22 protein-coding genes are annotated in these 21809 nt (G+C 71.8%); 10 read left to right on the top strand and 12 right to left on the bottom strand.

What is annotated here, in order from left to right; all coding sequences use genetic code 11:
- Nucleotides 1–193: 193 nt before the first annotated feature.
- Nucleotides 194–691 (top strand): potassium channel family protein, encoded by a 498-nt coding sequence (locus AC060L_RS07710; protein WP_483798016.1) that lies wholly within the window; start codon nucleotides 194–196, stop codon nucleotides 689–691.
- Nucleotides 692–709: 18 nt separating this feature from the next.
- On the opposite strand, the gene AC060L_RS07705 is transcribed toward AC060L_RS07710, so the two are convergent.
- The 3 genes from AC060L_RS07705 to AC060L_RS07695 all read right to left on the bottom strand — a co-directional run bounded on the left by AC060L_RS07705 (nucleotide 710) and on the right by AC060L_RS07695 (nucleotide 3072).
- Nucleotides 710–1807: an FUSC family protein gene (locus tag AC060L_RS07705; RefSeq protein WP_483797811.1), complete on the bottom strand. Its 1098-nt coding sequence runs from the start codon at nucleotides 1805–1807 to the stop codon at nucleotides 710–712.
- 697 nt (nucleotides 1808–2504) lie between these two features.
- Nucleotides 2505–2792 carry a hypothetical protein gene (locus tag AC060L_RS07700; protein ID WP_483797810.1) on the bottom strand — a complete coding sequence of 96 codons (288 nt, stop codon included), beginning with the start codon at nucleotides 2790–2792 and terminating at the stop codon, nucleotides 2505–2507.
- Between the two features lie 16 nt (nucleotides 2793–2808).
- Complete coding sequence (locus tag AC060L_RS07695; protein ID WP_483797809.1) at nucleotides 2809–3072, bottom strand: hypothetical protein; 264 nt, start codon at nucleotides 3070–3072, stop codon at nucleotides 2809–2811.
- A gap of 148 nt (nucleotides 3073–3220) precedes the next feature.
- On the opposite strand from AC060L_RS07695, the gene AC060L_RS07690 reads away from it, so the two are divergent.
- From AC060L_RS07690 to AC060L_RS07675, 4 genes are all read left to right on the top strand, one after another.
- On the top strand, nucleotides 3221–4012 hold the full coding sequence (locus tag AC060L_RS07690; protein ID WP_483797808.1) for a helix-turn-helix domain-containing protein: 792 nt from the start codon (nucleotides 3221–3223) through the stop codon (nucleotides 4010–4012).
- Complete coding sequence (locus AC060L_RS07685; RefSeq protein ID WP_483797807.1) at nucleotides 4009–4218, top strand: DUF397 domain-containing protein; 210 nt, start codon at nucleotides 4009–4011, stop codon at nucleotides 4216–4218. Before AC060L_RS07690 ends, AC060L_RS07685 begins: the two co-directional genes overlap by 4 nt.
- A gap of 306 nt (nucleotides 4219–4524) precedes the next feature.
- Nucleotides 4525–6012 (top strand): PstS family phosphate ABC transporter substrate-binding protein, encoded by a 1488-nt coding sequence (locus AC060L_RS07680; RefSeq protein ID WP_483797806.1) that lies wholly within the window; start codon nucleotides 4525–4527, stop codon nucleotides 6010–6012.
- A 24-nt stretch (nucleotides 6013–6036) separates the two neighbouring features.
- On the top strand, nucleotides 6037–6252 hold the full coding sequence (locus AC060L_RS07675) for a DUF6011 domain-containing protein (RefSeq protein ID WP_483797805.1): 216 nt from the start codon (nucleotides 6037–6039) through the stop codon (nucleotides 6250–6252).
- 55 nt (nucleotides 6253–6307) lie between these two features.
- Here the strand turns inward: AC060L_RS07675 and AC060L_RS07670 are convergent, their stop codons facing one another.
- A complete protein-coding gene (locus AC060L_RS07670) occupies nucleotides 6308–7540 on the bottom strand; it encodes a citrate synthase (RefSeq protein ID WP_483797804.1) in 1233 nt (410 codons plus the stop codon).
- A gap of 105 nt (nucleotides 7541–7645) precedes the next feature.
- Between AC060L_RS07670 and AC060L_RS07665 the strand changes: the two genes are divergently transcribed.
- Nucleotides 7646–8878, top strand: coding sequence for a citrate synthase (locus AC060L_RS07665; protein ID WP_483797803.1), 1233 nt, complete (start codon nucleotides 7646–7648; stop codon nucleotides 8876–8878).
- A gap of 129 nt (nucleotides 8879–9007) precedes the next feature.
- Nucleotides 9008–9766: a dienelactone hydrolase family protein gene (locus AC060L_RS07660; protein ID WP_483797802.1), complete on the top strand. Its 759-nt coding sequence runs from the start codon at nucleotides 9008–9010 to the stop codon at nucleotides 9764–9766.
- Nucleotides 9767–9833: 67 nt separating this feature from the next.
- On the opposite strand, the gene pheT is transcribed toward AC060L_RS07660, so the two are convergent.
- From pheT to infC, 7 genes are all read right to left on the bottom strand, one after another.
- Nucleotides 9834–12353: a phenylalanine--tRNA ligase subunit beta gene (gene pheT, locus AC060L_RS07655; protein ID WP_483797801.1), complete on the bottom strand. Its 2520-nt coding sequence runs from the start codon at nucleotides 12351–12353 to the stop codon at nucleotides 9834–9836.
- Nucleotides 12353–13474, bottom strand: coding sequence for a phenylalanine--tRNA ligase subunit alpha (pheS, locus tag AC060L_RS07650; RefSeq protein ID WP_483797800.1), 1122 nt, complete (start codon nucleotides 13472–13474; stop codon nucleotides 12353–12355). Before pheS ends, pheT begins: the two co-directional genes overlap by 1 nt.
- Nucleotides 13475–13865: 391 nt before the next feature.
- Nucleotides 13866–14999, bottom strand: a complete 1134-nt coding sequence (locus AC060L_RS07645) for a sensor histidine kinase (RefSeq protein ID WP_483797799.1) — start codon at nucleotides 14997–14999, stop codon at nucleotides 13866–13868.
- A gap of 143 nt (nucleotides 15000–15142) precedes the next feature.
- On the bottom strand, nucleotides 15143–15997 hold the full coding sequence (locus AC060L_RS07640) for a TrmH family RNA methyltransferase (RefSeq protein WP_483797798.1): 855 nt from the start codon (nucleotides 15995–15997) through the stop codon (nucleotides 15143–15145).
- A gap of 104 nt (nucleotides 15998–16101) precedes the next feature.
- The gene (rplT, locus tag AC060L_RS07635; protein ID WP_483797797.1) at nucleotides 16102–16497 is read right to left on the bottom strand and encodes a 50S ribosomal protein L20; all 396 of its coding nucleotides are present in this window, start codon (nucleotides 16495–16497) and stop codon (nucleotides 16102–16104) included.
- Between the two features lie 107 nt (nucleotides 16498–16604).
- Entirely contained in the window at nucleotides 16605–16799 is a 195-nt protein-coding gene (rpmI, locus tag AC060L_RS07630) for a 50S ribosomal protein L35 (RefSeq protein ID WP_184934509.1), read from the bottom strand.
- Nucleotides 16800–16941: 142 nt separating this feature from the next.
- Complete coding sequence (gene infC, locus AC060L_RS07625; protein ID WP_483798015.1) at nucleotides 16942–17688, bottom strand: translation initiation factor IF-3; 747 nt, start codon at nucleotides 17686–17688, stop codon at nucleotides 16942–16944.
- A gap of 424 nt (nucleotides 17689–18112) precedes the next feature.
- Here infC and AC060L_RS07620 point away from each other — a divergent pair, with 424 nt between their 5' ends.
- Nucleotides 18113–18493, top strand: a complete 381-nt coding sequence (locus tag AC060L_RS07620; RefSeq protein WP_483797796.1) for a DUF1844 domain-containing protein — start codon at nucleotides 18113–18115, stop codon at nucleotides 18491–18493.
- A 39-nt stretch (nucleotides 18494–18532) separates the two neighbouring features.
- Here AC060L_RS07620 and AC060L_RS07615 read toward each other — a convergent pair whose 3' ends face one another.
- On the bottom strand, nucleotides 18533–19294 hold the full coding sequence (locus tag AC060L_RS07615; protein ID WP_483797795.1) for an SseB family protein: 762 nt from the start codon (nucleotides 19292–19294) through the stop codon (nucleotides 18533–18535).
- Between the two features lie 48 nt (nucleotides 19295–19342).
- Here AC060L_RS07615 and AC060L_RS07610 point away from each other — a divergent pair, with 48 nt between their 5' ends.
- A complete protein-coding gene (locus tag AC060L_RS07610) occupies nucleotides 19343–20479 on the top strand; it encodes a WD40/YVTN/BNR-like repeat-containing protein (RefSeq protein ID WP_483797794.1) in 1137 nt (378 codons plus the stop codon).
- 61 nt (nucleotides 20480–20540) lie between these two features.
- Nucleotides 20541–21740 carry an amino acid deaminase/aldolase gene (locus tag AC060L_RS07605; protein ID WP_483797793.1) on the top strand — a complete coding sequence of 400 codons (1200 nt, stop codon included), beginning with the start codon at nucleotides 20541–20543 and terminating at the stop codon, nucleotides 21738–21740.
- The last annotated feature ends 69 nt before the right edge of the window (nucleotides 21741–21809 follow it).

Raw genomic sequence — 21809 nt, 5'->3', positions numbered from 1 at the left:
CCACGTGATGTCGCTCCGGCTGGTCACCATTCCAGGTGATCGTGCCAGGAGGTGCACTGTGCAGGAGGAGGGCAAGGCCCCAGGCGAGTCGGGTGACGACCGGGCAGAGTCGGCGCGGAGCGCCGCGTCGAGCGTGCGTTCAGGAGTGGAGGGGTGGCCCTCTTCTCGCAGGATCCTGTGGATCTTGCTGCGCGTGGTCGGCTCGGTGGCCGTGCTGGTGACCGTGTACTACCTGATCCCCTTCGATCGCTCCTCGGCGGCGGCCGCCGTCACCAAGCTCCTCATCGGGCTCGCGGGGTTCATCGCCCTGGTCGTCCTACAGGTCCGCTCGATCATGCGTTCCCCAGGGCCGGGTGCGCGGGCCGTCGAGGCGCTGGCCACCAGCGTTCCGTTCTTCCTGCTGCTGTTCGCGGCCACCTACGTCTCGATTGCCTCGGTGACACCCGGCAGCTTCGGCGGGCACCTTTCTCATACCGACGGGCTCTACTTCACCGTCACTGTGTTCTCCACCGTCGGCTTCGGCGACATCACCGCCAAGACCGAGGGAGCGCGGCTTGTGGTCACCGCGCAGATGCTGGCCGACTTGATCATCCTTGGCCTGGCCGTCAAGGTCATCGTGGGCGCGGTCCGCCTCAGCCAGCGTCCTGCGGCCGGCCGGGAGAGCACGGATCAAGCAGACAGGAGCCGTTGATGATCGGGGCGAAAGCGGTCAGGTTCCCATTCGTTCCTGCGGTGGTCTTGTCTGGGCGGGGCGCTTGGCAAGCAGGCCGGCGAGCAGCATGACGAGCACGCCGATCCCCACGCCGCAGAACGTCCACAGCACCCGGTAGCCCTCGGCGGCGTAGTCGGAGGGTTGCGGGAGGTCGATCAGGACGAGTGCCCCCGCCGCGATGGCCGCACAGTAGAGCGCATAGTTCAAGAAGCGGATCGCCACCCCGTGCATCAACAGCACGAGCGCGACCACTTCGAGTCCGCGCGCGACCGCGAACAGCCTCAGTCCGTGCTCACTGGCGGGGATCAGCAGCAGCAGCGCCGCCGCGACGGCACCGATCAACGCCCCGGCAAGGCGCTGCGCGCTGACCAGCGTGGCCTGCTCCAGGCTCGGCTTCAGCGCGATCATGGTCGCGATCGGCAGCCAGACGCCGTGCGACAGGTTCAGCCCAAATGCCAGCGCGACGCTGCCGGCGATGGCCATGGCGCGGATCACCGCGAACATGACCTTCGGGCGCGTCAGCTTCTGGCGCGACGTGTCGCCGGGAAGTTCCGCGATCGGCTGGGGCCGGTCCTCGCGCCCGCGGATCAGCCACCCGATGAACGTGATCGCGATCCACAACACCGACCCCCCGGCCCAGGCGAGCACCTGACCCCAGGTGTAGCTGGTGAGGCGGGCATGCTGATGGAAGCTGGACGCGAGCGACAGGGCGAGGATGAACCAGACATTGAGGAGCAGGGCGGTCACGAACCTGCGCACCCCGAACGCGACTGCCAGCCCCGCCACCAGTGTGACTGCGAAGGCGGCCAGCACCGACCAACCCCAAGCCTCTCCGCCGATGCCGAACCCCAGCGCCGTCAGCCCTGCGCCGATCAGCGCAAAGACGGCGACGTGTGACGCACGCTGCCCGAAGCCCCCGCCCGGGTCGTCCAGCCAGGCAAACAGCAGGCCGAACAACGCGCTGAGCAGGTACTCCTCATGGCCGATCGCCCAGAAAACGACCAGTGGCACCAGCGCGATGTCCAGGAAGAACACCGCTCGCGGCCAATTCACGCCCTCGGGGTGGAGCTGAAACACCTTCGACACCCAGACCATGACCTTCCCCGCGTGAACGGGCTGTCCTACTGGTTCGCTCATCCTGGCCATGGCCGCCCTCGCCCGCCCTAATCGCCGGATATGCTGCCTTAATCCCGTATTGTCTGATTCTGCCGAGACCGCCGCGAAGCGACGCGCGGGCCCCGATCGACGCCCGCGCGTCCATCAGTCGTACGGCTCAGCCTCACCGAGCCCGTGGCACCCCGACCAAGGGTCCGGTCCGGCCATGCCCCGGGGGTGTTGGCTTCTGCGCTCGGACGTCACTCCAGTTCGGTACCGCCGCTTCGGCGCTGACGTAGCTCTTGCACCTTGCCGCGATAGGGACCCGCCCCGGCGTCCGGACATCTTGCGAGCACTGCTTGAGCCCGTCCCGGGGTGGGGGTCTGTTGGATGGTCCCGTCCGCCTACGACGAAGGCAGTCTGCGGACGGGCCCGGACCGGTGCTGGTCGTCACTGGCCGCCTTCCAGGACGACCGGCACGGGCGCCTGTGGAGCCGCTAGGCGTCCCTCGACGACTCAGGGGCTGATGACGGCGGAGGCGCGCACCGTGCGCACTGGCAGGCCGGCCAGATCTGACTGGACGGGCGGCCGCTTGGAAGCTCGGGGCCGAACTCGCCCCGGGAGAGCTGGATTCGCTCACCGTCGGCGGTCACCAGGTACGTGCGGATGGTGAGGCCCTGGTGCTGGGGCTCGCTGCTCACGACTCGCTCACCTCGTCTCGCACACCGGGCAGTTCGGCCACCCGAGCGGGCACGGTCCAGCCGGGGATGACCCGCCCCATACAGACCGCGTGGTCTTCGATGTAGCCGGCGATTGCTTCCAGGGTGCGGACGCTGCACCCGCCGATCTCGATGTGGATGCCTTCGCGCATGACGGTGATCCGGCCACCCTCCAACCCGACGAGGCGCGGAAGTTCAGCCAGCGCGAGAGCGTTGACCATCCGGGCGACGACCCGTTCGGCACGCTCCCGGAGCTCCCGGACCATCCGCTCCTCGGGGCCCTCAACGCTGCTGCTGGGCACGGTACTTCAGACCATCGGAGAGCAGGCTGATCAGCTCCCGCACGGTGCTGGTGTTGGCTCGGCCGAGCGTGACGAGGACTTCACCGGTGACCATCGGCCAGTCCACACCAACCGACGGCAGGACGATCGCGGCCTCGGCGAGCTTCGCCGCCAACTGCCTTGCGGTGTCGGTGGCTTCGCGCTCCTGCTCTCGGAGCAGCGTCCTCCGCTGCCCCGACTCCCACTCCGCGCTTCTCGCTGTCATCAGCCGATTCCTCTCCGTAGTGCTTCCACTACCAAGGATCGACACGACCCCGTACGCTCGCTAGTGGTTTGACCTTGACAGCTATGTCGCGTTAAGGAGTTCAACGATCTTGAGCGATAGTGACGCTGACTCTCAGTCAGCTCCAAACGTGCGCTTCGGACTGGAGATGCGCAGGTCACGGCGGGCAAGGCGCTGGTCACAGGTTGAGGTGGGCAAGCGCATGGGGTACACCGGTGCGTTCATCTCGTACCTCGAACGAGCTAAACGAGCCCCAACACGGGAGGCCGCTGTTAAGGCCGATGAGGTCTTCGAGACCGGACAGAAGTTCTACGAGCTGTGGCGCAAGTACACCCGTGCGGCGCTGCTCGAGGGGTTCCCGGAGTTCGCGGACGCTGAGGCAAGGTGCCGCCGCCTGCGGACAGTTGGGTTGATCATCGTTCCGGGCCTGTTCCAGACTCCGGCGTACGCGGAGGCGTTGGCATCCGCAGCAGTCAGGCGGGGAGCCATCACACAGAACGAGGCGGACGAGCGGACCGAGTATCTAGCCGCTCGCCAGGCGCTGCTTAACCAGAAGTCACCGCCTGTGTTTCACGCGGTACTCGAAGAGGGTTGCCTGCGCCGGACGGTAGGTGGCTCGCAGGTGATGACGGACCAGCTTCGGCATCTGGAGGAACTGGCGCAGCGACCGAACATCACAGTTCAGGTTGCCCCCTTCAGTCTCGGTGAGAACCTGACGTTCACCCTGCCGGTTGTGCTGCTCGACCTGCCGGATCACTCTGTAGTCGGCTACGCCGAATCGACGGCAAAGGGCCACTTGGAGCGGTCACGCACCACGGTGACGGCCTGGTCAAGGGACTACGATCACCTGCTAGTGGAAGCGCTGCCGACGGCGGCATCCCTTGACCTGATCCGCAAGGCACGAAAGGAACTTCAGCCATGAGCAGCACTGACCTGACCAGCGCTTCCTGGTGCAAGTCGTCGTACAGCAACAACGGCGGCGACTGTGTTGAGGTTGCCCCCGGCTTCGCCGGCGTCATGCCTGTCCGGGACTCGAAGAACCCGGAAGGGCCTGCGCTGATCTTCCCGGCCGACGCGTTCTCCGCGTTCGTGGACGGGATCAAGGCTGGCGAGTTCGGGGCGATCTGACCGGCTCCCCCGACTGAACCCTTGTGTGGCTCCGTGCGGGCCGTACAGGGGTTCTGTGTTTTCTGCGGGTTCCTTCGCCATGCGCTGGTGCAGGCGCAGGGAGGTTTCCCCCAGCCTCAGGCAGTCGCCGGGTGATCTTCAAGGGACGGCCCCGATTCGAGATCGAATCCCAACCCGCTCGCGATCGTTTCGCCCCGTTCATCCGACGGTCGGTCTACCGTCGGGCCCCACCCTCACCATGCGGGCATATCAAACGACGTTCAGTCACATGTTGTTGTCGTGGCGGGGGAAGGACGACGAGGCTGCATGTACGACGAGGCATCCGGTGCGCTCACCACTTTGAACTCGGTGATCGACAGCCGAGAGCTGGTGACCGCCGTGGCGATCACCGTGATCACCGGCATTGGCGGGCTGCTCTGGCGGGCGCTGCGTCAGCGCCGTCAGATCAACTGGAACGTGCTGTACGACGAGCCGATCAACCAGGGCCCGGTCAAGCCGAATGGCCCGGACATGTGGGAGATCAGCTGGAAGGAGAAGAAGATCGAGCACGGCAGTCTCGTCGTGCTCGACGTGCAGAACTCCGGCGGCCAGGACATCGAGGAGAGCCACTTCGCCGTCGCCATGTACTTCGCGTTCCCGAACCGGACGGTCGAGCACTTCAAGGTGCGCGACGCCGGTGACCTCTACGAGCTGCTGCACGCGGCGGCCCAGGCGATCCCGCCGGGCCAGGACCGGATCACGCTGCCCGCGCTGCCGCTCAACCGCCGCGCCGGGTTCAAGCTGCTCGTGCTGCTCACTGGCTCGGACGGCCCGATCGAGGCCGGCGGGATCCTGCGCAGCGGCGAGATCGCGAAGACCAGGAGCTCGCTGCGCACGCAGATCGTCGCCGCCGCGGTCGCCGTGGCCGTCGTACTCGGCGTCTCGATCGGCGCCTGGGTCGGCAACCGGGCGCACGAGGCGGTGGCCACCTGCGCCAACGGCACGCTCACCGTGGAGGGTTCGACCGCCTTCGCGCCGATCGCGACCGAGGTGAAGAACTTCTACCAGCAGAGCTGCCCGAACGCCGACATCACGGTGCTGGCCGACGGCAGCGGCCAGGGCGTGACCCACCTGGCCGCGAGCCGGAGCAGCTCGCTGATCGCGATGTCCGACGGGCAGCCGCCGCAGCAGAACGACTCCGGGCTGACCCGGCACCCGGCCGGCGTGGTGATGTTCGCCGTGGTGGCCAACCGGGCACTGGCCGCCCAACTGCCCGGACTCTTCAAGGACGGGCAGAGCCCCGACCAGCTGCGCAGCATCTTCGGCAACCCGCAGCAGGGCGGCTTCGTCGCGGTCGGCCGCAGCACCGCCTCGGGCACCCGGACGACTTTCGACGGCACGGTCCTCGACACTCCCGACGGCCAACTCACCGGCGCCCCGCCGTGCACCGCCCCCGACGGGAACCGGGCCCCGGCGGCCTCCTGCACCGAGCCGACCACGATGGACCTGCTCAGCTACGTCAACTCCACGCCGAACGCCATCGGTTACGCGGAGGCCGACGCGCTCTCGTTCTTCCCGAACGTCGGCGTCGTACCGATCGGCGGCTCGGCCCCGACCCGCGCGAACGCGCTGAACGGCAGCTACCCGTTCGTGGCGACCGAGTACCTCTACACCGCCGGCGCCCCGGCCGGCCTGACCGCCGACTACCTGCGGCTGCTCACCGACGACGCGATGACCGCCCAACTGCGCGGCCACGGCTTCATCGGCTGCGCGGAGCTCGGCAGCAGCAAGCTCAACGGCGCCTGCGCCAACTAGCAGCAGGCCGGTAGGCTCGACCGCATGAGCGATCGACCTGGCCGGCAGCAGCAGCCCGAGGCGCTCCTCGACGTCCCTCCGGGCGAGGAGCGCCTCGCCACCCGTGTCACCTGCCGCGGCTGCGGCCGGCCGCTGCACGACCCCGAGTCCCGGATGCTCCGCCGCGGCCCTGGCTGCCGGCACACCCCGGAACCCGCGCGCCGCCACGACGTCGAGCAGGACGTGCTGCCCGGGTTCTGACCCGCACCGTGATCCGCGGGCCGAGCCGGGCCGGGCCGGGCCGGGCCGAGTCGCCTCAGTTCGCCGGCGCGGGCAGCGGCTGCGGGGCCGCCTCGCCGACGTACCGGGCCGCCGGGCGGATGATCTTGCTGTCCGCCGCCTGCTCCAGCACGTTCGCGCACCAGCCGACGATCCGCCCCGCGCCGAAGGTCGGGGTGAACATCTCGCGCGGGACGCCGCACTGGTCCATGACCACGCCCGCGTAGTACTCGACATTGGTGAACAGTTCGCGGCCGGGCTTCAGTTCGGCGAGCGCGTCCAGCACGATGCGCTCCACCTCGACCGCCAGCGGCGCGAAGCCGCCGCCGAGCCGCTCCGCGACGCCGCGCAGCATCCGCGAGCGCGGGTCCTCGGTGCGGTAGACGGCGTGGCCGAAGCCCATCACCCGGTCGCCGGAGAGAACCTGGTCCCGCACCCACTGCTCGGCCTTGTCGGGCGAGCCGATCGCGTCCAGCGTGTCCAGCGCGCGGCTCGGCGCGCCGCCGTGCAGCGGGCCGGAGAGCGCGCCGAGCGCGCCGGTCAGGCAGGCGGCCAGGTCGGCGCCGGTGGAGGCGATCACCCGGGCGGTAAAAGTGGAGGCGTTGAAGCCGTGGTCGATCGTCGATATCAGGTACTGCTCGATGGCCCGGGCGTGCTCGGCGCTCGGCTCCTGGCCGGTCATCATGTAGAGGTAGTTGGCGGCGAAGCCGAGGTCGTCCCGGGGATCGACCGGCGCCAGGCCCTGGCCGACCCGGTACAGCGCCGTGATCAGGGTCGGGGCGAGGGCGCTGATGTACAGCGCGTCGGCCCGGCGCCCCGCCGCGTCGATGTCGTACACCGGGCGCAGCCCGTGCAGCGCGCCGGCGACCGGGAGCAGCGCGCGCAGGCCGGCCAGCGGGCCGCCGGCGGCGGTGGCGCGGGCGACCGGCTCCAGCAGCGGACGCAGCTCCTCGGGCAGGCGGCGCAGCGGGACGGTCTGGGCGGCGAACGCGGCGCGCTCGGCGGCGTCGGCGGGCAGCGCGCCGTCCAGCATCAGCTGCCAGACGTCCTCGAAGCCGCGCTGCTCGGCGAGGTCGATCGCCGAATACTGGCGGTAGTGGTAGAAGCCCTCGCGGCCGCGGACGTCGCCGATCCGGGTCTCGGTGACGACCACGCCGCTCAGCCCGCGGGGGACGTCGATGGTGGTGATCTCGCGACGGGCGGGGGCTGCCTCGGCGGCGGTGGTGGGCTCGACGTTGGTGGCCTGGGGCATGGGTGCAGCGACGCTCATGACGGTCTTCTTTCGCACACTCAGAACGGCTCGGTAGTTGCTAATCTCCACCTACTCGTCAATGCTGTCAATGTTGATCCAATCAATGTGGATGAGAGAGTCCAGATGCCCCGCGATCCCGAAGAACCGCTGCTCACGACGCAGCAGGCCGCTCGCCGCCTGGGCGTCAAGCCCGAGACGCTCTACGCGTACGTCAGCCGCGGGCTGATCGAGCGGGTCCGCTCGGCCGACGGCAAGGGCAGCCTCTTCCCGGCCGCCGCCGTCGAGGCGCTGGCCGCCCGCGGCACCCGCACCGGCGGCCCGCGACCGGCGAACGCGGCCGAGCCGATCCGCACCGGACTGACCCTGATCGAGGACGACCGCTTCAGCTACCGCGGCCGCGACGTGGCCGAGTTGGCGGACGGCTCCGACTTCGAGGCGGTGGCCGAGTGGCTCTGGCACGGCCGGGAGGTGCCGGACGGCACCCGGTTCACGGCGCCCGCCGCCGTGTCGGCTGCGGCGCGCGCGGCGGCCGCGGCACTGCCGGAGCGGGCCCGGCCGGCGGACCGGTTCCGCGCGGCCGTGACGGCGGCGGCGGTGGCGGACCCGCTGCGGGTGGACCTGCAGCCGGCCGGCGTGGCGGCGACCGCGCGGGCGCTGATCGCGGCGATGGTCGCCGCCGCGCCCCGCCTCGACGAAGGAGACGACCTCGCCAGGGCCTCGATCGCCGAGCTGCTCTGGCCCCGGCTGACCGTCAACTCCCCGACCCCCGAGGCGATTCGGGCGCTGAACGGCGCCCTCGTGCTGATGGCCGACCACGACGTCGCCGCCTCCACCTACGCCGCTCGCATCGCCGCCTCCACCCGCGCGCACCCGTACTCGGTCGTCTCGGCCGGCCTCGCCGTGCTGGAGGGCCCGCTGCACGGCGGCGCGGGCGCGCTCGCCTACCGGCTGATCGGCGACGCGGTGACCGGCGGCGACCCGCTCGGCGCCCTCGCCGAACGGCTGCGCACCGAGGGCTGGGTGCCCGGCTTCGGCCACCGGCTCTACCAGCGGCACGACCCACGCGCCGAAGCGCTGCTGCGGCTGCTCGCGGCACTCCCGGACCCGGGCGGCGTCCGGCCCGCGGCCGAGGCGCTGATCGGCGCGGCGGGCGAGCGGCTCGGCACCTTCGCCAACTCCGACTTCGCACTCGCCCTGCTCGCGCACCTCGCGGGCATGCCGGCGGACGCGACCGAGGCGATCGTGGCGGTGGCCCGCTCGGCCGGCTGGATCGCACACGCGCTGGAGGAGTACGAGGCACCGGCCTCCCGCCACCGCCCGCGCGGCCTGTACGTCGGCGGCAGCCCGGAGCACTGAGCACCCCGGAGCACTGGGCGGCGCTGCACCGCCACGCCACTCGGCTGACCTGGCACGCAGCCGTCACCTTCCCGCCCTAGGATGCGGCCTGACAGCGCATCAGGACGGGACAACAGCACGGGGGCAGTCATGACCGGTCAGTGGGAAGCTCTTGGTGACAGTGACAGTGACAGTGACGGTGGCGCGGACGCGCACGCCGAGGCGTACGTCGTCCAGCCCGACGGGCCGGTGCGCGGGGCGGTGGTGGTCTGCCCCGAGCTGTACGGGGTGAACGCCTACGCCCGCACGGTCTGCGCCGAGTTGGCGCAGGCCGGGTACGTCGCGGTGGCTCCCGACTTCTACTGGCGCCAGGCCCGGCGCACCGAGCTCGGCTACACGCCCGAGGAGCGCGAGGCCGGCCTGGTGCTGATGCGCGCGCTGGACCGCGACGAGCTGGTCGCGGACGCCACCGCGGCGCTGGCCGTCGCCCGCCGGTACGCGGGCGACCGGGGCGTCGCGTTCATCGGGCTGAGCATGGGCGGCCACATCGCGGTCCGGGCGGCGACGGAGCTGAAGTTCGAGCTGGCCGCCGTCTTCTACCCGGGCTGGCTGCTGAACACCGACTTCCCGCTGGTCGGCCCGGTCCCGCCGCTGGCGGACGCCGAGCGGATCGCGGCGAACGGGGTCTTCATGCTCGGCTTCCGGGGCGATCTGGACCACATCATCACCGCCGAGGAGTGGCAGCAGGCCGAGCAGCGGCTGGTCGAGGCCGGTGTCGCGCACCAGTTGATCACCTACCCGGCCGCCCGGCACGGCTTCGCCTGCTCCGACCGGCCGGCCGACTACGACCCGCGGGCCGGCGCCGACGCCTGGCAGAAGGTCCACGAGGCGCTCGCCAAGCACCTGTGAGCAAACGGGGCCCCGGGGTTGACCAACAACCCCGGGGCCCCTCCGTTACCGCGTCTCAGTTACCGCGTCACGCCCCGCGCAGCACCGCGCCGGTCGCCGCGAGCGCCGCCGCCACCGCGCTCTCGCGGGCGGCCGAGGCCTCGTCGGCGGTCAGCGTGCGGTCGGTGGCACGGAACCGCAGCGCGTACGCCAGCGACTTCTTGCCCTCGCCCACCTGCTCACCGGTGAAAACGTCGAACAGCCGCAGCGACTCCAGCAGTTCGCCCGCGCCGGAGCGCAGCGCCGCCTCCACCGAGGCGGCCGGCACCTCGGCGTCGACGATCAGTGCGACGTCCTGCGTGGCCACCGGGTAGCCGGAGACCGGCGGACCCTCGACCGGCAGCTCGCCATCGGCGGTCAGCAGGTCCAGGTCGAGCTCCATCACGCAGGTGCGCTCGGGCAGGTGCAGCGCCTTGACCACCCGCGGGTGCAGCTCGCCGGCGTGGCCGACCACCCGCTCGGTGCCGGCGACCACCAGCTCGGCGCAGCGGCCGGGGTGCCACGGCTCGTACTGGGCCGAACGCACGGTCAGCTCGACACCGGCCGCGTCGGCCACCACGCGGGCCGCCTCGACGGCGTCCGCCCAGCCGCCCTGACCACCCTTGCCCCACCAGCCGGACGGCAGCCGCTCACCGGCCAGCGCGACGGCGATCCGGCGCGGCTGGAGCGGCAGCGCCGCGTTCAGCCGGGCCAGCTCCTCCTCGCTCGGGCGGCGGTCGACGGCCGGGCGGGGGGCCACCTTCGGCTCGGCGTCGGGCAGGAAGACCAGGCCGGTCTCGAAGATCGCCAGGTCGGTGTTGCCACGCCCGACGTTGCGCCGCACCGTGCCGAGCAGGCCCGGCAGCAGCGTGGTGCGCAGCGACGGCTCCTCGTCGTTCAGCGGGTTGACCAGCTTGACGGTCCGCCGGCGCGAGTCGCTGTCGTCCAGGCCGAGCGCGTCGAACGCGGGCTCGCCGAGGAACGGGTAGTTGATCACCTCGACGTAGCCGGCGGCGGCCAGCGCCCGGCCGACCCGGCGGAACATCCGCTGGTCGGGGGTGAGGCCCTGGCCCGGCGGCACGATCGGCATCCGGGCGGGGACGGTGTCGTACCCCTCCAGCCGGATGACCTCCTCCACCAGGTCGTTCGGGTCGGTCAGGTCGAGCCGCCAGCTCGGCGGGGTGACCTCCAGCACGTCGGAGCCGGCCACCGTGCAGCCGACCTCCTGGAGCCGGCGGGCGACGGTCTCGCGGCCGTACGCCATGCCCGCCACCTTGTCCGGCAGGTCCGCGGCGATGCTGATGGTGCGCACCGGGTGCGGCGCGGCGATGTCGGTGACGCCCGCCTCGGCGGTGCCGCCGGCGATCAGCACCAGCAGGTCCACGGCGCGCTGCGCGGCCGCGCGGGCGGCCTCCGGGTCCACGCCGCGCTCGAAGCGCTTGGAGGCCTCGGACGGCAGCTTGTGCCGCTTGGCGCTGCGGGCGATCGCGACCGGGTCGAAGTGCGCGGCCTCGATGATCACCTCGGTGGTGCCGGTGACGACGCCGCTCTCCTGGTCCACGACCGGGTCGAGGATCTCGGTGGACTGGCCGCCCATGACGCCCGCCAGGCCGATCGGCCCGGAGTTGTCGCAGATCAGCAGGTCCTCGGTGGAGAGCTTGCGCTTGGTGCCGTCCAGCGTGGTGAGCACCTCGCCGGACTCGGCCCGGCGGACCTGGATCGGCCCGTCCACCCGGGCGCGGTCGTACGCGTGCAGCGGCTGACCGACCTCCATCATCACGTAGTTGGTGATGTCGACGGTCAGCGAGATCGGCCGCACGTGCATCTTCTGCAGGCGGCGCTGCAGCCAGATCGGCGACTTCGCGGCCGGGTCGATGCCGGTGACCGTGCGGGCCACGAAGCGGTCGCAGCCGGCCGGGTCGGCGACCTTGACCAGGTAGCCGTACGAGTTGGCCGGCGGCACGTCGAGCAGCGCCGGGTCGGCCAGCGGCAGGCCGTACGCGGTCGCGACCTCGCGGGCCATGCCGCGCATCGACAGGCAGTAGCCGCGGTCGGGGGTGACCGCGATGTCCAGCACCTCGTCGACCAGTTCGAGCAGCTCGATCGCGTCGGTGCCGGGGGCGTACTCCGGCGGCAGCACGATGATGCCGTCGTGGTCGTCGCCCATGCCGAGCTCACGGGCCGAGCAGATCATGCCGGCCGAGGTGTGGCCGTAGGTCTGCCGGGCGGCGATCGGGAACGGGCCGGGCAGCACGGCGCCCGGGAGCACCACGACGACCTTGTCGCCGACCGCGAAGTTGCGGGCACCGCAGACGATCTCCTGCGGCTCGCCGGTGCCGTTCGCGTCGCCGACGTTGACGAAGCAGTGCCGGATCGGCTTCTTGAAGCCGGACAGCTCCTCGATCGACAGCACCTCGCCGACCACCAGCGGGCCCTTGAGGTCGGCGCCGAGCTGCTCGACGGTCTCGACCTCCAGGCCGGCCCGGACCAGCTTCTCGCCGACCTCACGGCCGGTCACACCGGCCGGCAGGTCGACGTACTCACGCAGCCAGGAAAGCGGGACGCGCATCAGATCTCCATCCCGAACGGGAGAGTGAAACGCACGTCACCCTCGACCATGTCGCGCATGTCGGCGACGTTGTGACGGTTCATCAGGATCCGCTCCAGGCCCAGGCCGAAGGCGAATCCGCTGTAGCGGGCGGGGTCCACCCCGGCGGCGACCAGCACCCGCGGGTTGACCACGCCGCAGCCGCCGAGCTCGATCCAGCCCTCGGAGGAGCAGGTCCGGCACGGGCGGTCCGGGTTGCCGACGCTCTCGCCCCGGCAGACGAAGCACTGCAGGTCGATCTCGGCGCTCGGCTCGGTGAACGGGAAGTACGACGGCCGCCAGCGCAGCTCCAGGCCGTCGCCGATCAGCGAGGAGACCAGGTGCTCGATGGTGCCCTTGAGGTCGGCGAAGGTGATGCCCTCGTCGACCGCGATGCCCTCGACCTGGCGGAAGACCGGGGTGTGGGTGGCGTCCAGCTCGTCGGTGCGGTAGACCCGGCCCGGGCAGACCGCGTACAGCGGCGGCTCGCGGTCGAGCATGGTGCGGATCTGCACCGGCGAGGTCTGGGTGCGCAGCACCATGCCGGAGTCGGGCGAGCCGTCGGCGGCCGCCACGAAGAAGGTGTCCTGCATCGAGCGGGCCGGGTGGTCCGGGCCCAGGTTGAGCGCGTCGAAGTTGAGCCACTCCGCCTCGACCTCGGGGCCGGAGGCGATCGAGTAGCCCATCGCGACGAAGGTGTCCTCGATCCGCTCGGCCAGCGTGGTCAGCGGGTGCCGGGCGCCGCGCGGGGCGCGGTCGTACGGCAGCGTGACGTCCACCGCCTCCTCGACCAGCACCCGGGCGTCGCGCTCGGCCTCCAGCTCGGCCTGACGCTTCGCCAGCGCCTGGTTGACCGCGCCGCGGGCCTGGCCGATCAGCTTGCCGGCCGCGGCCTTGGCCTGCGGGGGCAGCGCGCCGATCTCGCGGTTCGCGAGCGAGAGCGCGGAACGGTCGCCGGTGTGCGCGACCTTGGCCTGCTTCAGCTCGTCCAGGGTGCCGGCGGCGGCGAAGGCCGCGACGGCCTCGTCGCGGGCGCGCTCGACCTCTTCGGGCTTCAATGCCTCAACCTCTACCGGGTCGTAGGACTTGTTGGGTGCCGACATCTCTATCTTTCCCGTGCTCCTGCTCGTCCGTGCTCGGATACCGCGGATGGGCGACCACCGCGGATATGCAACCGCCACGCCCTGCGTGGCCGGGCAACGGGCACGCCGACTCCGGAAGGTGGAGCGGGAAGGGTGTCCGCGGCTCAGCCGCACAGGGCGTTACACCAGGTCGAGTGTAGTCGCCTGACACGCACCGCCCCTTTTCGAGGCTCGGTTCGCCTCCGGGCGCTTTGACCCGGTGCCGACACTCCTCGCTCCGGCGCTCCCTCGTTCCTCGGTCGCTTGTCGCTCGTCGCTTTCGGCACCGGCGCGCCCTTCGGCTCACTCGCACGCGCCCTCGGTGTCGCCTGGTGGCCCTCTCGGCTCGCCCGCCGGGCCCCTGCTGGTCGTCTCAGACCATGTAGTCGGGCACTCCGGCGGGCAGGATAAATCGGAACCGCGCGCCGCCGCCGGGCGCCCGGTCGATCCGGATGGCGCCGCCGTGGGCCTCCACGATCCCCTTGACGATGTAGAGGCCGAGGCCGGTCCCGCCGCGCTTGCTGCCGCGCCAGAAGCGGGTGAAGACGCGCGGCATCGACTCCTCGGGGATGCCGCTGCCTTCGTCGCTCACGGTGACCGCTGTCCCTTCCACGACCCGGGGCGGGGTGCCCGGGTGCTCCCAGCGCGCCGGCTCGACGAGTTCCTTGGCCGGCGCCACCTCGATGGTGACAGTTCCCTCGCCATGCCGCACCGCGTTTTCCAGCAGGTTGCCGAGCACCTGGTCCACCTTGTCCGGGTCGGCCCACTGCTGCGGCAGACCCTCGGCGAGCCGGATGTCGAAGCGCTCGGCCGGGATCCCGGCCGCCACCCGCCCGGCCACGTGCCGGCGCACCGCGGCGGCCAGGTCGACCACCTGCTTGCGCAGCTCCAGCCGGCCCGCGTCGATCCGGGAGATGTCGAGCAGCTCGGCGATCAGCCGGGTGACCCGGTCGGCGTCCGCGTTCACCGTCTCCAGCATCACCCGCTTCTGGCCGTCGGTGAACCGCTCCCACTTGTTCAGCAGCGTCGCCGTGAAGCCCTTGACGCTGGTCAGCGGGGAGCGCAGCTCGTGCGCGACGGTCGCGATCAGCTCGGCGTGCGCCCGTTCGGTGCGCAGCCGGGCCTCGGTGCCGCGCAGCGCGACGACGAGCTGGCGCACCGGCCCGCGCGGCACGGTGCGCACGAAGCGGGCGGAGACCAGCACCTCGCGCCCGGTGCCGGGCAGCAGCAGGTTGCGCTCGGGCTGCCGGGTGCGGATCGCCAGGCCGCCGTACGGGTCGGTCAGCTGCCACCAGCGGCGGCCTTCGAGGTCCTCCAGCGGCAGCGCGTCGTCCAGCGGCCGGCCGAGCACGGCGGCGGGCAGGATGCCGGTGAGCCGGCCGGCGGCGCGGTTGAAGCAGACCACGAGGCCGTCACCGTCGGCGACCACCAGGCCGTCCGGCAGGTCGTCAGGATCCAGCGGCAGCCCGGCCACCACGGCCCCCGGCCGATCCTCGCTGCCGACCATGGGTGTCCTCCTGATTCGACCGGCCCGTCCGGCCGGCCGCTGCCCCATCCCCGTCTGTTCCCGTCGGCACCGACCCTAGCGCTCCGTACCCGGCTCGCGACAGCCTGCGGGCGAGAGAGTAGCCCCAGGGCCGACCGGACGACCTACCGCTGCGCCCGGGCGGAGGCGTAGAGGCAGACGGCGGCGGCCGTGGCGAGGTTGAGGCTCTCGGCGTGCCCGTGGATCGGCACGCGCACCACCTCGTCGGCGAGTGCGCGGGTCTCCTCCGGCAGGCCCCAGGCCTCGTTGCCGAAGACCCAGGCGGTCGGCGCGCCGAGCGTGCCCTCGTCCAGCTCCTGGTCCAGGTCGCGCTCCCCCGCGCCGTCGGCGGCGAGCACCCGCACGCCGCTCTCGCGCAGCCGGGCGACCACCGTCTCGATCGGCACGCCGACCGCCACCGGCAGGTGGAAGAGGCTGCCGACCGAGGCCCGTACGGCCTTCGGGTTGTAGACGTCGACCGAGGCGTCGGTGAGCACCACGGCGTCCGCGCCCGCCGCGTCCGCGGTGCGCAGCACGGTGCCGGCGTTGCCGGGGTCGCGCACGTGCGCGAGCACCGCGACCAGCTTCGGCCGGGTCCGCAGCACCTCCTCGAACGGGGTGTCCAGGAACCGGCAGAGCGCGACGATGCCCTGCGGGGTGACGGTGTCGCAGATGTCGGCGATCACCTCGTCGGTCGCGGTCAGCACCGGCAGACCGGCCTCCCGGGCGGCCGTGACGATGTCCTCGTGCCGCTCGGCCGCCTCGACGGTCAGGTAGATCTCGACCACCGCGTGCTGGTTCGCGTCACCGCCCGCGCCGCCCGGCAGCAGCCCGAACGCCACCGCCTCGCGCACCGCCTGCGGGCCCTCGGCCAGGAAGCGCCGGTCCTTGCCGCGCTGGGCCCGGCGGGCCAGCTTGCGCGCGGCGATCACCCGCGGCGAGCGGAGCGAGCTGAGCTGGGGGATGTCGGTGCTGGCCATGGTCTCTTTCGCACGGGGTGGCTTAGCGGTGGGTGACGCGTACCGGTGGATAACGACGGACCCGCAGGCTCACGGGGAGCCTGCGGGTCCGGGTGCTACGTCGATCAGGCGGCGTCGGCGGCGGCCTTCGGCGCGTTGACGTCGGTCGGCAGCGCCTTCTGGGCAACCTCGACCAGCGTCGCGAACGCGTTCGCGTCGTTGACGGCCAGGTCGGCCAGCATCTTGCGGTCGATCTCGATGCTGGCGGCCTTCAGGCCCTGCACGAAGCGGTTGTAGGTCATGCCGTTGGCACGGGCCGCAGCGTTGATGCGCTGGATCCAGAGCTGACGGAAGTCGCCCTTGCGCTTCTTGCGGTCGTTGTAGTTGTAAACGAGCGAGTGGGTGACCTGCTCCTTGGCCTTGCGGTACAGGCGCGACCGCTGGCCGCGGTAACCCTTCGCCCGCTCAAGGATGACCCGGCGCTTCTTGTGGGCGTTCACTGCCCGCTTGACGCGTGCCACTTCATTACTCCTAGGGGTTGGACCACGGACTACTTCACGTGGTCCGTCAATCGAATCGGTCGGGAAGGATCAGCCGGTCTCCGCGGCCTGACGGCCGCGGCGGGCGATCACTTACCGAGAAGCTTCTTGATCGTCTTGGTGTCGCCGGGGGCCATCTCGGCGGTGCCAGTCAGACGGCGGGTCACCCTGGAGGACTTGTGCTCCAGGAGGTGGCGCTTGCCAGCGCGCTCGCGGAGCACCTTGCCAGAGCCCGTGATCTTGAAGCGCTTGCTGGCGCCACTGTGCGTCTTCTGCTTCGGCATGTCGCCGTATCTCCTCGTCGGTCCGCCCTGGCCCGCGTGTCACCACGCGAGCCCGGGCGCTGGGTGTTCTCCGGTCCCGGGGCGGGAGCCCTGGAACCGTGGTGGCCGGATCACTCACGGACCGACCGGAGCCCTGGTGGACTCAGGCGTCCTGAGCGACCTCGGCCGGCTCCTCGGTCTCGGCAGCGCTCTCGGCGCCGGCCTCGACCTCGTCCTCGTCCACCTCGGCCTCGTCGGCTTCGGCCTCAAGGGCGGCGTTCTCCGCCTCAAGGGCGGCGTCGTCAGCCTCGGCGGTGTCATCGGGGCCAGTGGTGCGACCCTGGCGCTCGGCCTTGCGGGCGTCCTGCGCCGCGCGGGCCTCGGCCATCGCCTCGGTCTTCTTCTTGTGCGGGCCGAGAACCATGATCATGTTACGGCCGTCCTGCTTGGCCGAGCTCTCCACGAAGCCCAGGTCCTGGACGTCGTTGGCGAGCCGCTGGAGCAGTCGGAAGCCCAGCTCGGGGCGGGACTGCTCGCGACCACGGAACATGATCGTGATCTTGACCTTGTCGCCCTGCTTGAGGAACCGAACGACGTGACCCTTCTTGGTGTCATAGTCGTGCGGGTCGATCTTCGGCCGGAGCTTCATCTCCTTGATGACCGTGTGCGCCTGGTTCTTGCGCGCTTCACGGGCCTTCATGGCCGACTCGTACTTGAACTTGCCGTAGTCCATGAGCTTGCACACCGGCGGCCGGGCGGTCGCCGCGACCTCGACCAGGTCGAGGTCGTACTCCTGCGCAAGCTCCAGCGCCTTGGCAAGCGGCACGATGCCGACCTGCTCGCCGCTGGGACCGACGAGTCGCACCTCAGGGACGCGAATCCGGTCGTTGATGCGGGGCTCGGTGCTGATGGGGCCTCCTTGGTTGCACCTTCTGCGATGCGGCCGTCAGGGAGGCGGTCGCACGTAGTGGACTTCGACCACTGGGCGGGGCTTCATTCGTGCCGCGCTGCCCCTGGCACCGCCGCACGAAAAAAGCCCCGCTCGATACAAGCGGGGCTCCACACAACCGGGGGACGGCACCCGGTGAGGGGTGCTGCGGCGACGAGCTCGCCGAATGGCTGCCGTCGCGGACCGGGACCCGTCCACCGTGAGGTCGATCGGGTGGGAGACTTTCGCGGTTGCCCTCTCGGGCCTCCCGTGGTGGAGCCTCCACTTGCTGGCCGGGCACGATGAAGCGCCTGGCCGGTCATTAGGAACTTTACACTACCGGTCCCGGTGACGTCGCCGGGTACGCTCCGGAGGGTACGGATCCACCTTATGGAATGAGCCTCCCTTGAGCAGCGAGCCCACTCACGAGCCCACCGGCCACGACGACGAGGCGATCGGCTTCGACGACCTCACCCGTGACATCGCCGAGGTGCCGGCCGTCGAGGTGATCACCACCGTCGCGGTGCACCTGATGAGCGCGGCGGCCGTGAAGTGCGGCCTCGCCGAGGGCGGCGAGAAGGACAAGGACCTCGACGAGGCCCGCAAGCTGATCACCGCGCTCGCCGGGCTGATCACCGCCGGCGCGCCGGAGGTCAGCAACTTCCACGCCGCCCCGCTGCGCGACGGCCTGCGCTCGCTCCAGCTCGCCTTCCGCGAGGCCTCGCTGGTGCCGGACGCGCCGGGCGCCGGGCCGGGCGAGAAGTTCACCGGGCCGGTCTACTCCTGAGCCTGCGGCTCCTGAGTTCCTGAGCCTGCGGCTCCTGAGTCAGGACCGCAGGTAGAAGCCGTTCCCCGCGGGCTGCGCGTCGGCGGGGAGCAGCGCCAGGTCCAGGCCGCGGGCCAGCCGCACCCGCAGCACCGGGTCGGCCGCGATCGCCCCGGCCAGCCGCTGGGCCAGCTCCTGCACCGGCGCGCCGGGGGCCGGGGCGAGCGCCAGCACGGCGTCCGTCTCGGTTCCCGGGCGCAGCTCGGCGCGCAGCACCTGCGGCTCGGCCGCGAGCAGCGCCGTCACCGCCGCGCGGACGTCCGGGTCCTCGACCGGCGGCAGCCAGACCCGGTTCTCCGCCACCGCGCGCATCCGCGCGCCGGTCAGCTCGTAGGTCACCGGCCCGGCCGGGTCGATCAGCAGGGTGTCGGCGCGCTCGGCGTACGCCGTCATGACGGCCTGCGGGGCGGCCACCGGCGCCGGGCGGGCGTCGGCCTGCCAGGCGGCCAGCGAGGCCAGCGAGGTGAACGCGGGCAGCGCCCGGCGGCCGTCCGGCGCCTGCAGCACCGGGACCGCCATGTCGCTGGTCTTCTCGTGCTTGAGGCCGTTGGCGTCGGTCTCCACCTCGCCGAGCAGCGCCACGATCGGCACCATCAGCCGGGCACCGGTCAGCGCCGCCAGCAGCGGACCCTCGGCGGACCGGTCGGTCGCCCAGGCGGTCAGCGCCCGGGCCAGCGCCGGGTCGGCGGTGCCGTCGTCCTCGGCGAATCCGGGGTTGGGGATGTTCTTCCGCGCGCCCGGCAGTTCCTTGTTGCTCTCCACCCGGCGAGCCTAGCCGCTGGCGTCCGACGCTCCGCGCACAGTGGAAGCATGACCGAAGTACTGCTGGCGGTCGGGACGCAGAAGGGCCTCTTCCTGGGGCGCAGCCGGGACCGGCTCGACTGGGAGTTCTCCGGGCCGCACTTCCCGATGAACGCCGTCTACTCGATCGGCATCGACCGGCGCGGCAGCGCGGGCACGGGCGGCGGGGGCGGCGCGGACGGGAGCGGCGCGGGCGCCGGCGGCACCCGGCTGCTGGTCGGCGCCGACAGCAGCCACTGGGGGCCGTCCGTCTGGCACTCCGACGACCTCGGCGCGTCCTGGCGGGAGCCGGCCCGGCCCGCGGTGCGGTTCCCCGAGCACACCGGGGTCGCGCTGACCCGGGTCTGGCAGCTCCAGCCGGCCGGTCCGGAGGCACCCGGCGTGGTCTACGCCGGCACCGAACCGGCCGCGCTCTTCCGCTCGGCCGACGGCGGCGAGAGCTTCGAGCTGGTCGAGGCGCTCTGGGCGCACCCGCAGCGCGAGCAGTGGGGTGCCGGCTTCGGCGGCCAGGGCCTGCACACGATCGTGACGGACCCCCGGGATCCGGCCGCGCTGACCGTCGCGATCTCCTCCGGCGGCGTCTACCGCACGGCGGACGGCGGGCGCAGCTGGGCACCGTCCAACACCGGCATCCGCACGAGCTTCCTCCCCGACGAGTACCCGGAGTTCGGCCAGTGCGTGCACAAGATCGCACCGGATCCGACCGACCCCGACCGGCTCTTCCTGCAGAACCACGGCGGCGTCTACCGCAGTGACGACGCGGGCGCCCACTGGTCCCCCGTGGAGACCGGCCTGCCGGCGGTCTTCGGCTTCGCCGTGGCCACCCACCCGCGCCGCGCCGACGTGGCCTACCTCGCCGTACTGGAAGCCGACTTCATGCGGATGCCGCCCGACCACCGGCTGCGCGTCCACCGCACCGAGGACGGCGGCAAGAGCTGGCACCCGCTCGGCGCCGGCCTGCCCGAGGGCGACCACTACGGCGTGGTGCTGCGCGACGCGCTGCGCACCGACGACGCCGACCCGGCCGGCGTCTACTTCGGCACCCGCACCGGCGAGCTCTACGCGAGCGCGGACGAGGGCGACAGCTGGCAGCTGATCAACGCGCACCTGCCGGACATCCTCTGCGTGCGGGCCGCCGTCATCTGATGGCGAAGACGTCCTGAGCGAGCCCTACCCATCGGTAGCGCCCTGTGGCAGTGTGCCGCCCATGACGAGCTCCCCCGCGGCCGACCGGAGCCGCTACGACCGTGCCACCGCACACCTGGACGCTCCCCTGGCGATCGTCGATCTGGCGGCGTTCGACGCGAACGCCGCTGATCTGGTCCGCCGGGCGGGCGGGAAACCGATCCGGGTGGCCAGCAAGTCCGTGCGCTGCCGGGCACTGCTGGACCGGGTGCTGGCGATGGACGGGTTCGCCGGGGTGATGTCCTTCACGCTCGCCGAGTCCGTCTGGCTGAGCCGCTCGGGGGTGGCGGACGTGCTGCTCGCGTACCCCTCGGCCGACCGGGCGGCCTTCGGCGAGCTCACCGCCGACCCCAAACTCGCCGCCGGGATCACGGTGTTGATCGACGACCCGGCCCAGCTCGGGCTGATCGACGGCGCGCGGCAGGGCGGCGAGGAGGTCCGGGTCTGCCTGGAGCTGGACACCGCGCTGCACCTGCTCGGCGGCCGGATCCGGGTCGGCGCCCGGCGCTCGCCGCTGCGCACGCCGGAGCAACTGCGCGAGCTGGCCGCACTGGTGCAGCAGCGGCCGGGGTTCCGGGTGGTCGGGCTGATGGCGTACGAGGGGCACATCGCGGGGGTCGGCGACACGATCGCCGGGCGGCCGGTGCGGTCCCGGATGATCCGCGCGATGCAGGCGAAGGCCCGGAGCGAACTCGCCGAGCGGCGCTCGGCGGTGGTCCGGGCGGTGCGCCAGGTCGCGGACCTGGAGTTCGTCAACGGCGGCGGCACCGGCAGCGTGGAGAGCACGGTGGCGGAGGCCGCCGTGACCGAGGTGGCGGCCGGGTCCGGGCTCTTCGTGCCGCGGCTCTTCGACAACTACCGCTCGTTCCACGGCCGGCCGGCGGCGCTCTTCGCACAGCCGGTGGTCCGCCGGCCCGGGGTGGGGGTGGTCACCGTGCTCGGCGGCGGCTACCCGGCGTCCGGCCCGGCGGGCGCCGACCGCTCGCCGGTGCCGTACCTGCCGCAGGGCCTGCGCTACGACCCGCAGGAGGGCGCCGGCGAGGTGCAGACACCGCTGCTCGGCTCCCCGGCGGACGACCTGCTGATCGGCGACCGGGTCTGGTTCCGCCACGCCAAGGCGGGCGAACTGTGCGAGCGCTTCGCCGAGTTGCACCTGATCTCGGGCGACGTGGTGGTGGAGTCGGCGCCCACCTACCGCGGCGAGGGACGCACGTTCCTCTGACTCTGAACGGACGAGTGCCACCCTGTCGCCCGCGTGGGCGACAGGGCGGCACTCGTGCACCGGTGGCGG

It is taken from the genome of Kitasatospora sp. NEAU-69 (assembly GCF_057158765.1).
This window is presented reverse-complemented; position numbering and strand designations above follow the sequence as displayed.

Excerpts from the sequence above, each read along its gene's own strand:
- AC060L_RS07705 (WP_483797811.1), bottom strand. The coding sequence starts at position 1,807 with ATGGTCTGGGTGTCGAAGGTGTTTCAGCTCCACCCCGAGGGCGTGAAT.
- AC060L_RS07700 (WP_483797810.1), bottom strand. The coding sequence starts at position 2,792 with ATGGTCCGGGAGCTCCGGGAGCGTGCCGAACGGGTCGTCGCCCGGATG.
- AC060L_RS07695 (WP_483797809.1), bottom strand. The coding sequence starts at position 3,072 with ATGACAGCGAGAAGCGCGGAGTGGGAGTCGGGGCAGCGGAGGACGCTG.
- AC060L_RS07685 (WP_483797807.1), top strand. The coding sequence starts at position 4,009 with ATGAGCAGCACTGACCTGACCAGCGCTTCCTGGTGCAAGTCGTCGTAC.
- AC060L_RS07680 (WP_483797806.1), top strand. The coding sequence starts at position 4,525 with ATGTACGACGAGGCATCCGGTGCGCTCACCACTTTGAACTCGGTGATC.
- AC060L_RS07675 (WP_483797805.1), top strand. The coding sequence starts at position 6,037 with ATGAGCGATCGACCTGGCCGGCAGCAGCAGCCCGAGGCGCTCCTCGAC.
- AC060L_RS07670 (WP_483797804.1), bottom strand. The coding sequence starts at position 7,540 with ATGAGCGTCGCTGCACCCATGCCCCAGGCCACCAACGTCGAGCCCACC.
- AC060L_RS07665 (WP_483797803.1), top strand. The coding sequence starts at position 7,646 with ATGCCCCGCGATCCCGAAGAACCGCTGCTCACGACGCAGCAGGCCGCT.
- AC060L_RS07660 (WP_483797802.1), top strand. The coding sequence starts at position 9,008 with ATGACCGGTCAGTGGGAAGCTCTTGGTGACAGTGACAGTGACAGTGAC.
- pheT (WP_483797801.1), bottom strand. The coding sequence starts at position 12,353 with ATGCGCGTCCCGCTTTCCTGGCTGCGTGAGTACGTCGACCTGCCGGCC.
- pheS (WP_483797800.1), bottom strand. The coding sequence starts at position 13,474 with ATGTCGGCACCCAACAAGTCCTACGACCCGGTAGAGGTTGAGGCATTG.
- AC060L_RS07645 (WP_483797799.1), bottom strand. The coding sequence starts at position 14,999 with ATGGTCGGCAGCGAGGATCGGCCGGGGGCCGTGGTGGCCGGGCTGCCG.
- AC060L_RS07640 (WP_483797798.1), bottom strand. The coding sequence starts at position 15,997 with ATGGCCAGCACCGACATCCCCCAGCTCAGCTCGCTCCGCTCGCCGCGG.
- rpmI (WP_184934509.1), bottom strand. The coding sequence starts at position 16,799 with ATGCCGAAGCAGAAGACGCACAGTGGCGCCAGCAAGCGCTTCAAGATC.
- AC060L_RS07610 (WP_483797794.1), top strand. The coding sequence starts at position 19,343 with ATGACCGAAGTACTGCTGGCGGTCGGGACGCAGAAGGGCCTCTTCCTG.
- AC060L_RS07605 (WP_483797793.1), top strand. The coding sequence starts at position 20,541 with ATGACGAGCTCCCCCGCGGCCGACCGGAGCCGCTACGACCGTGCCACC.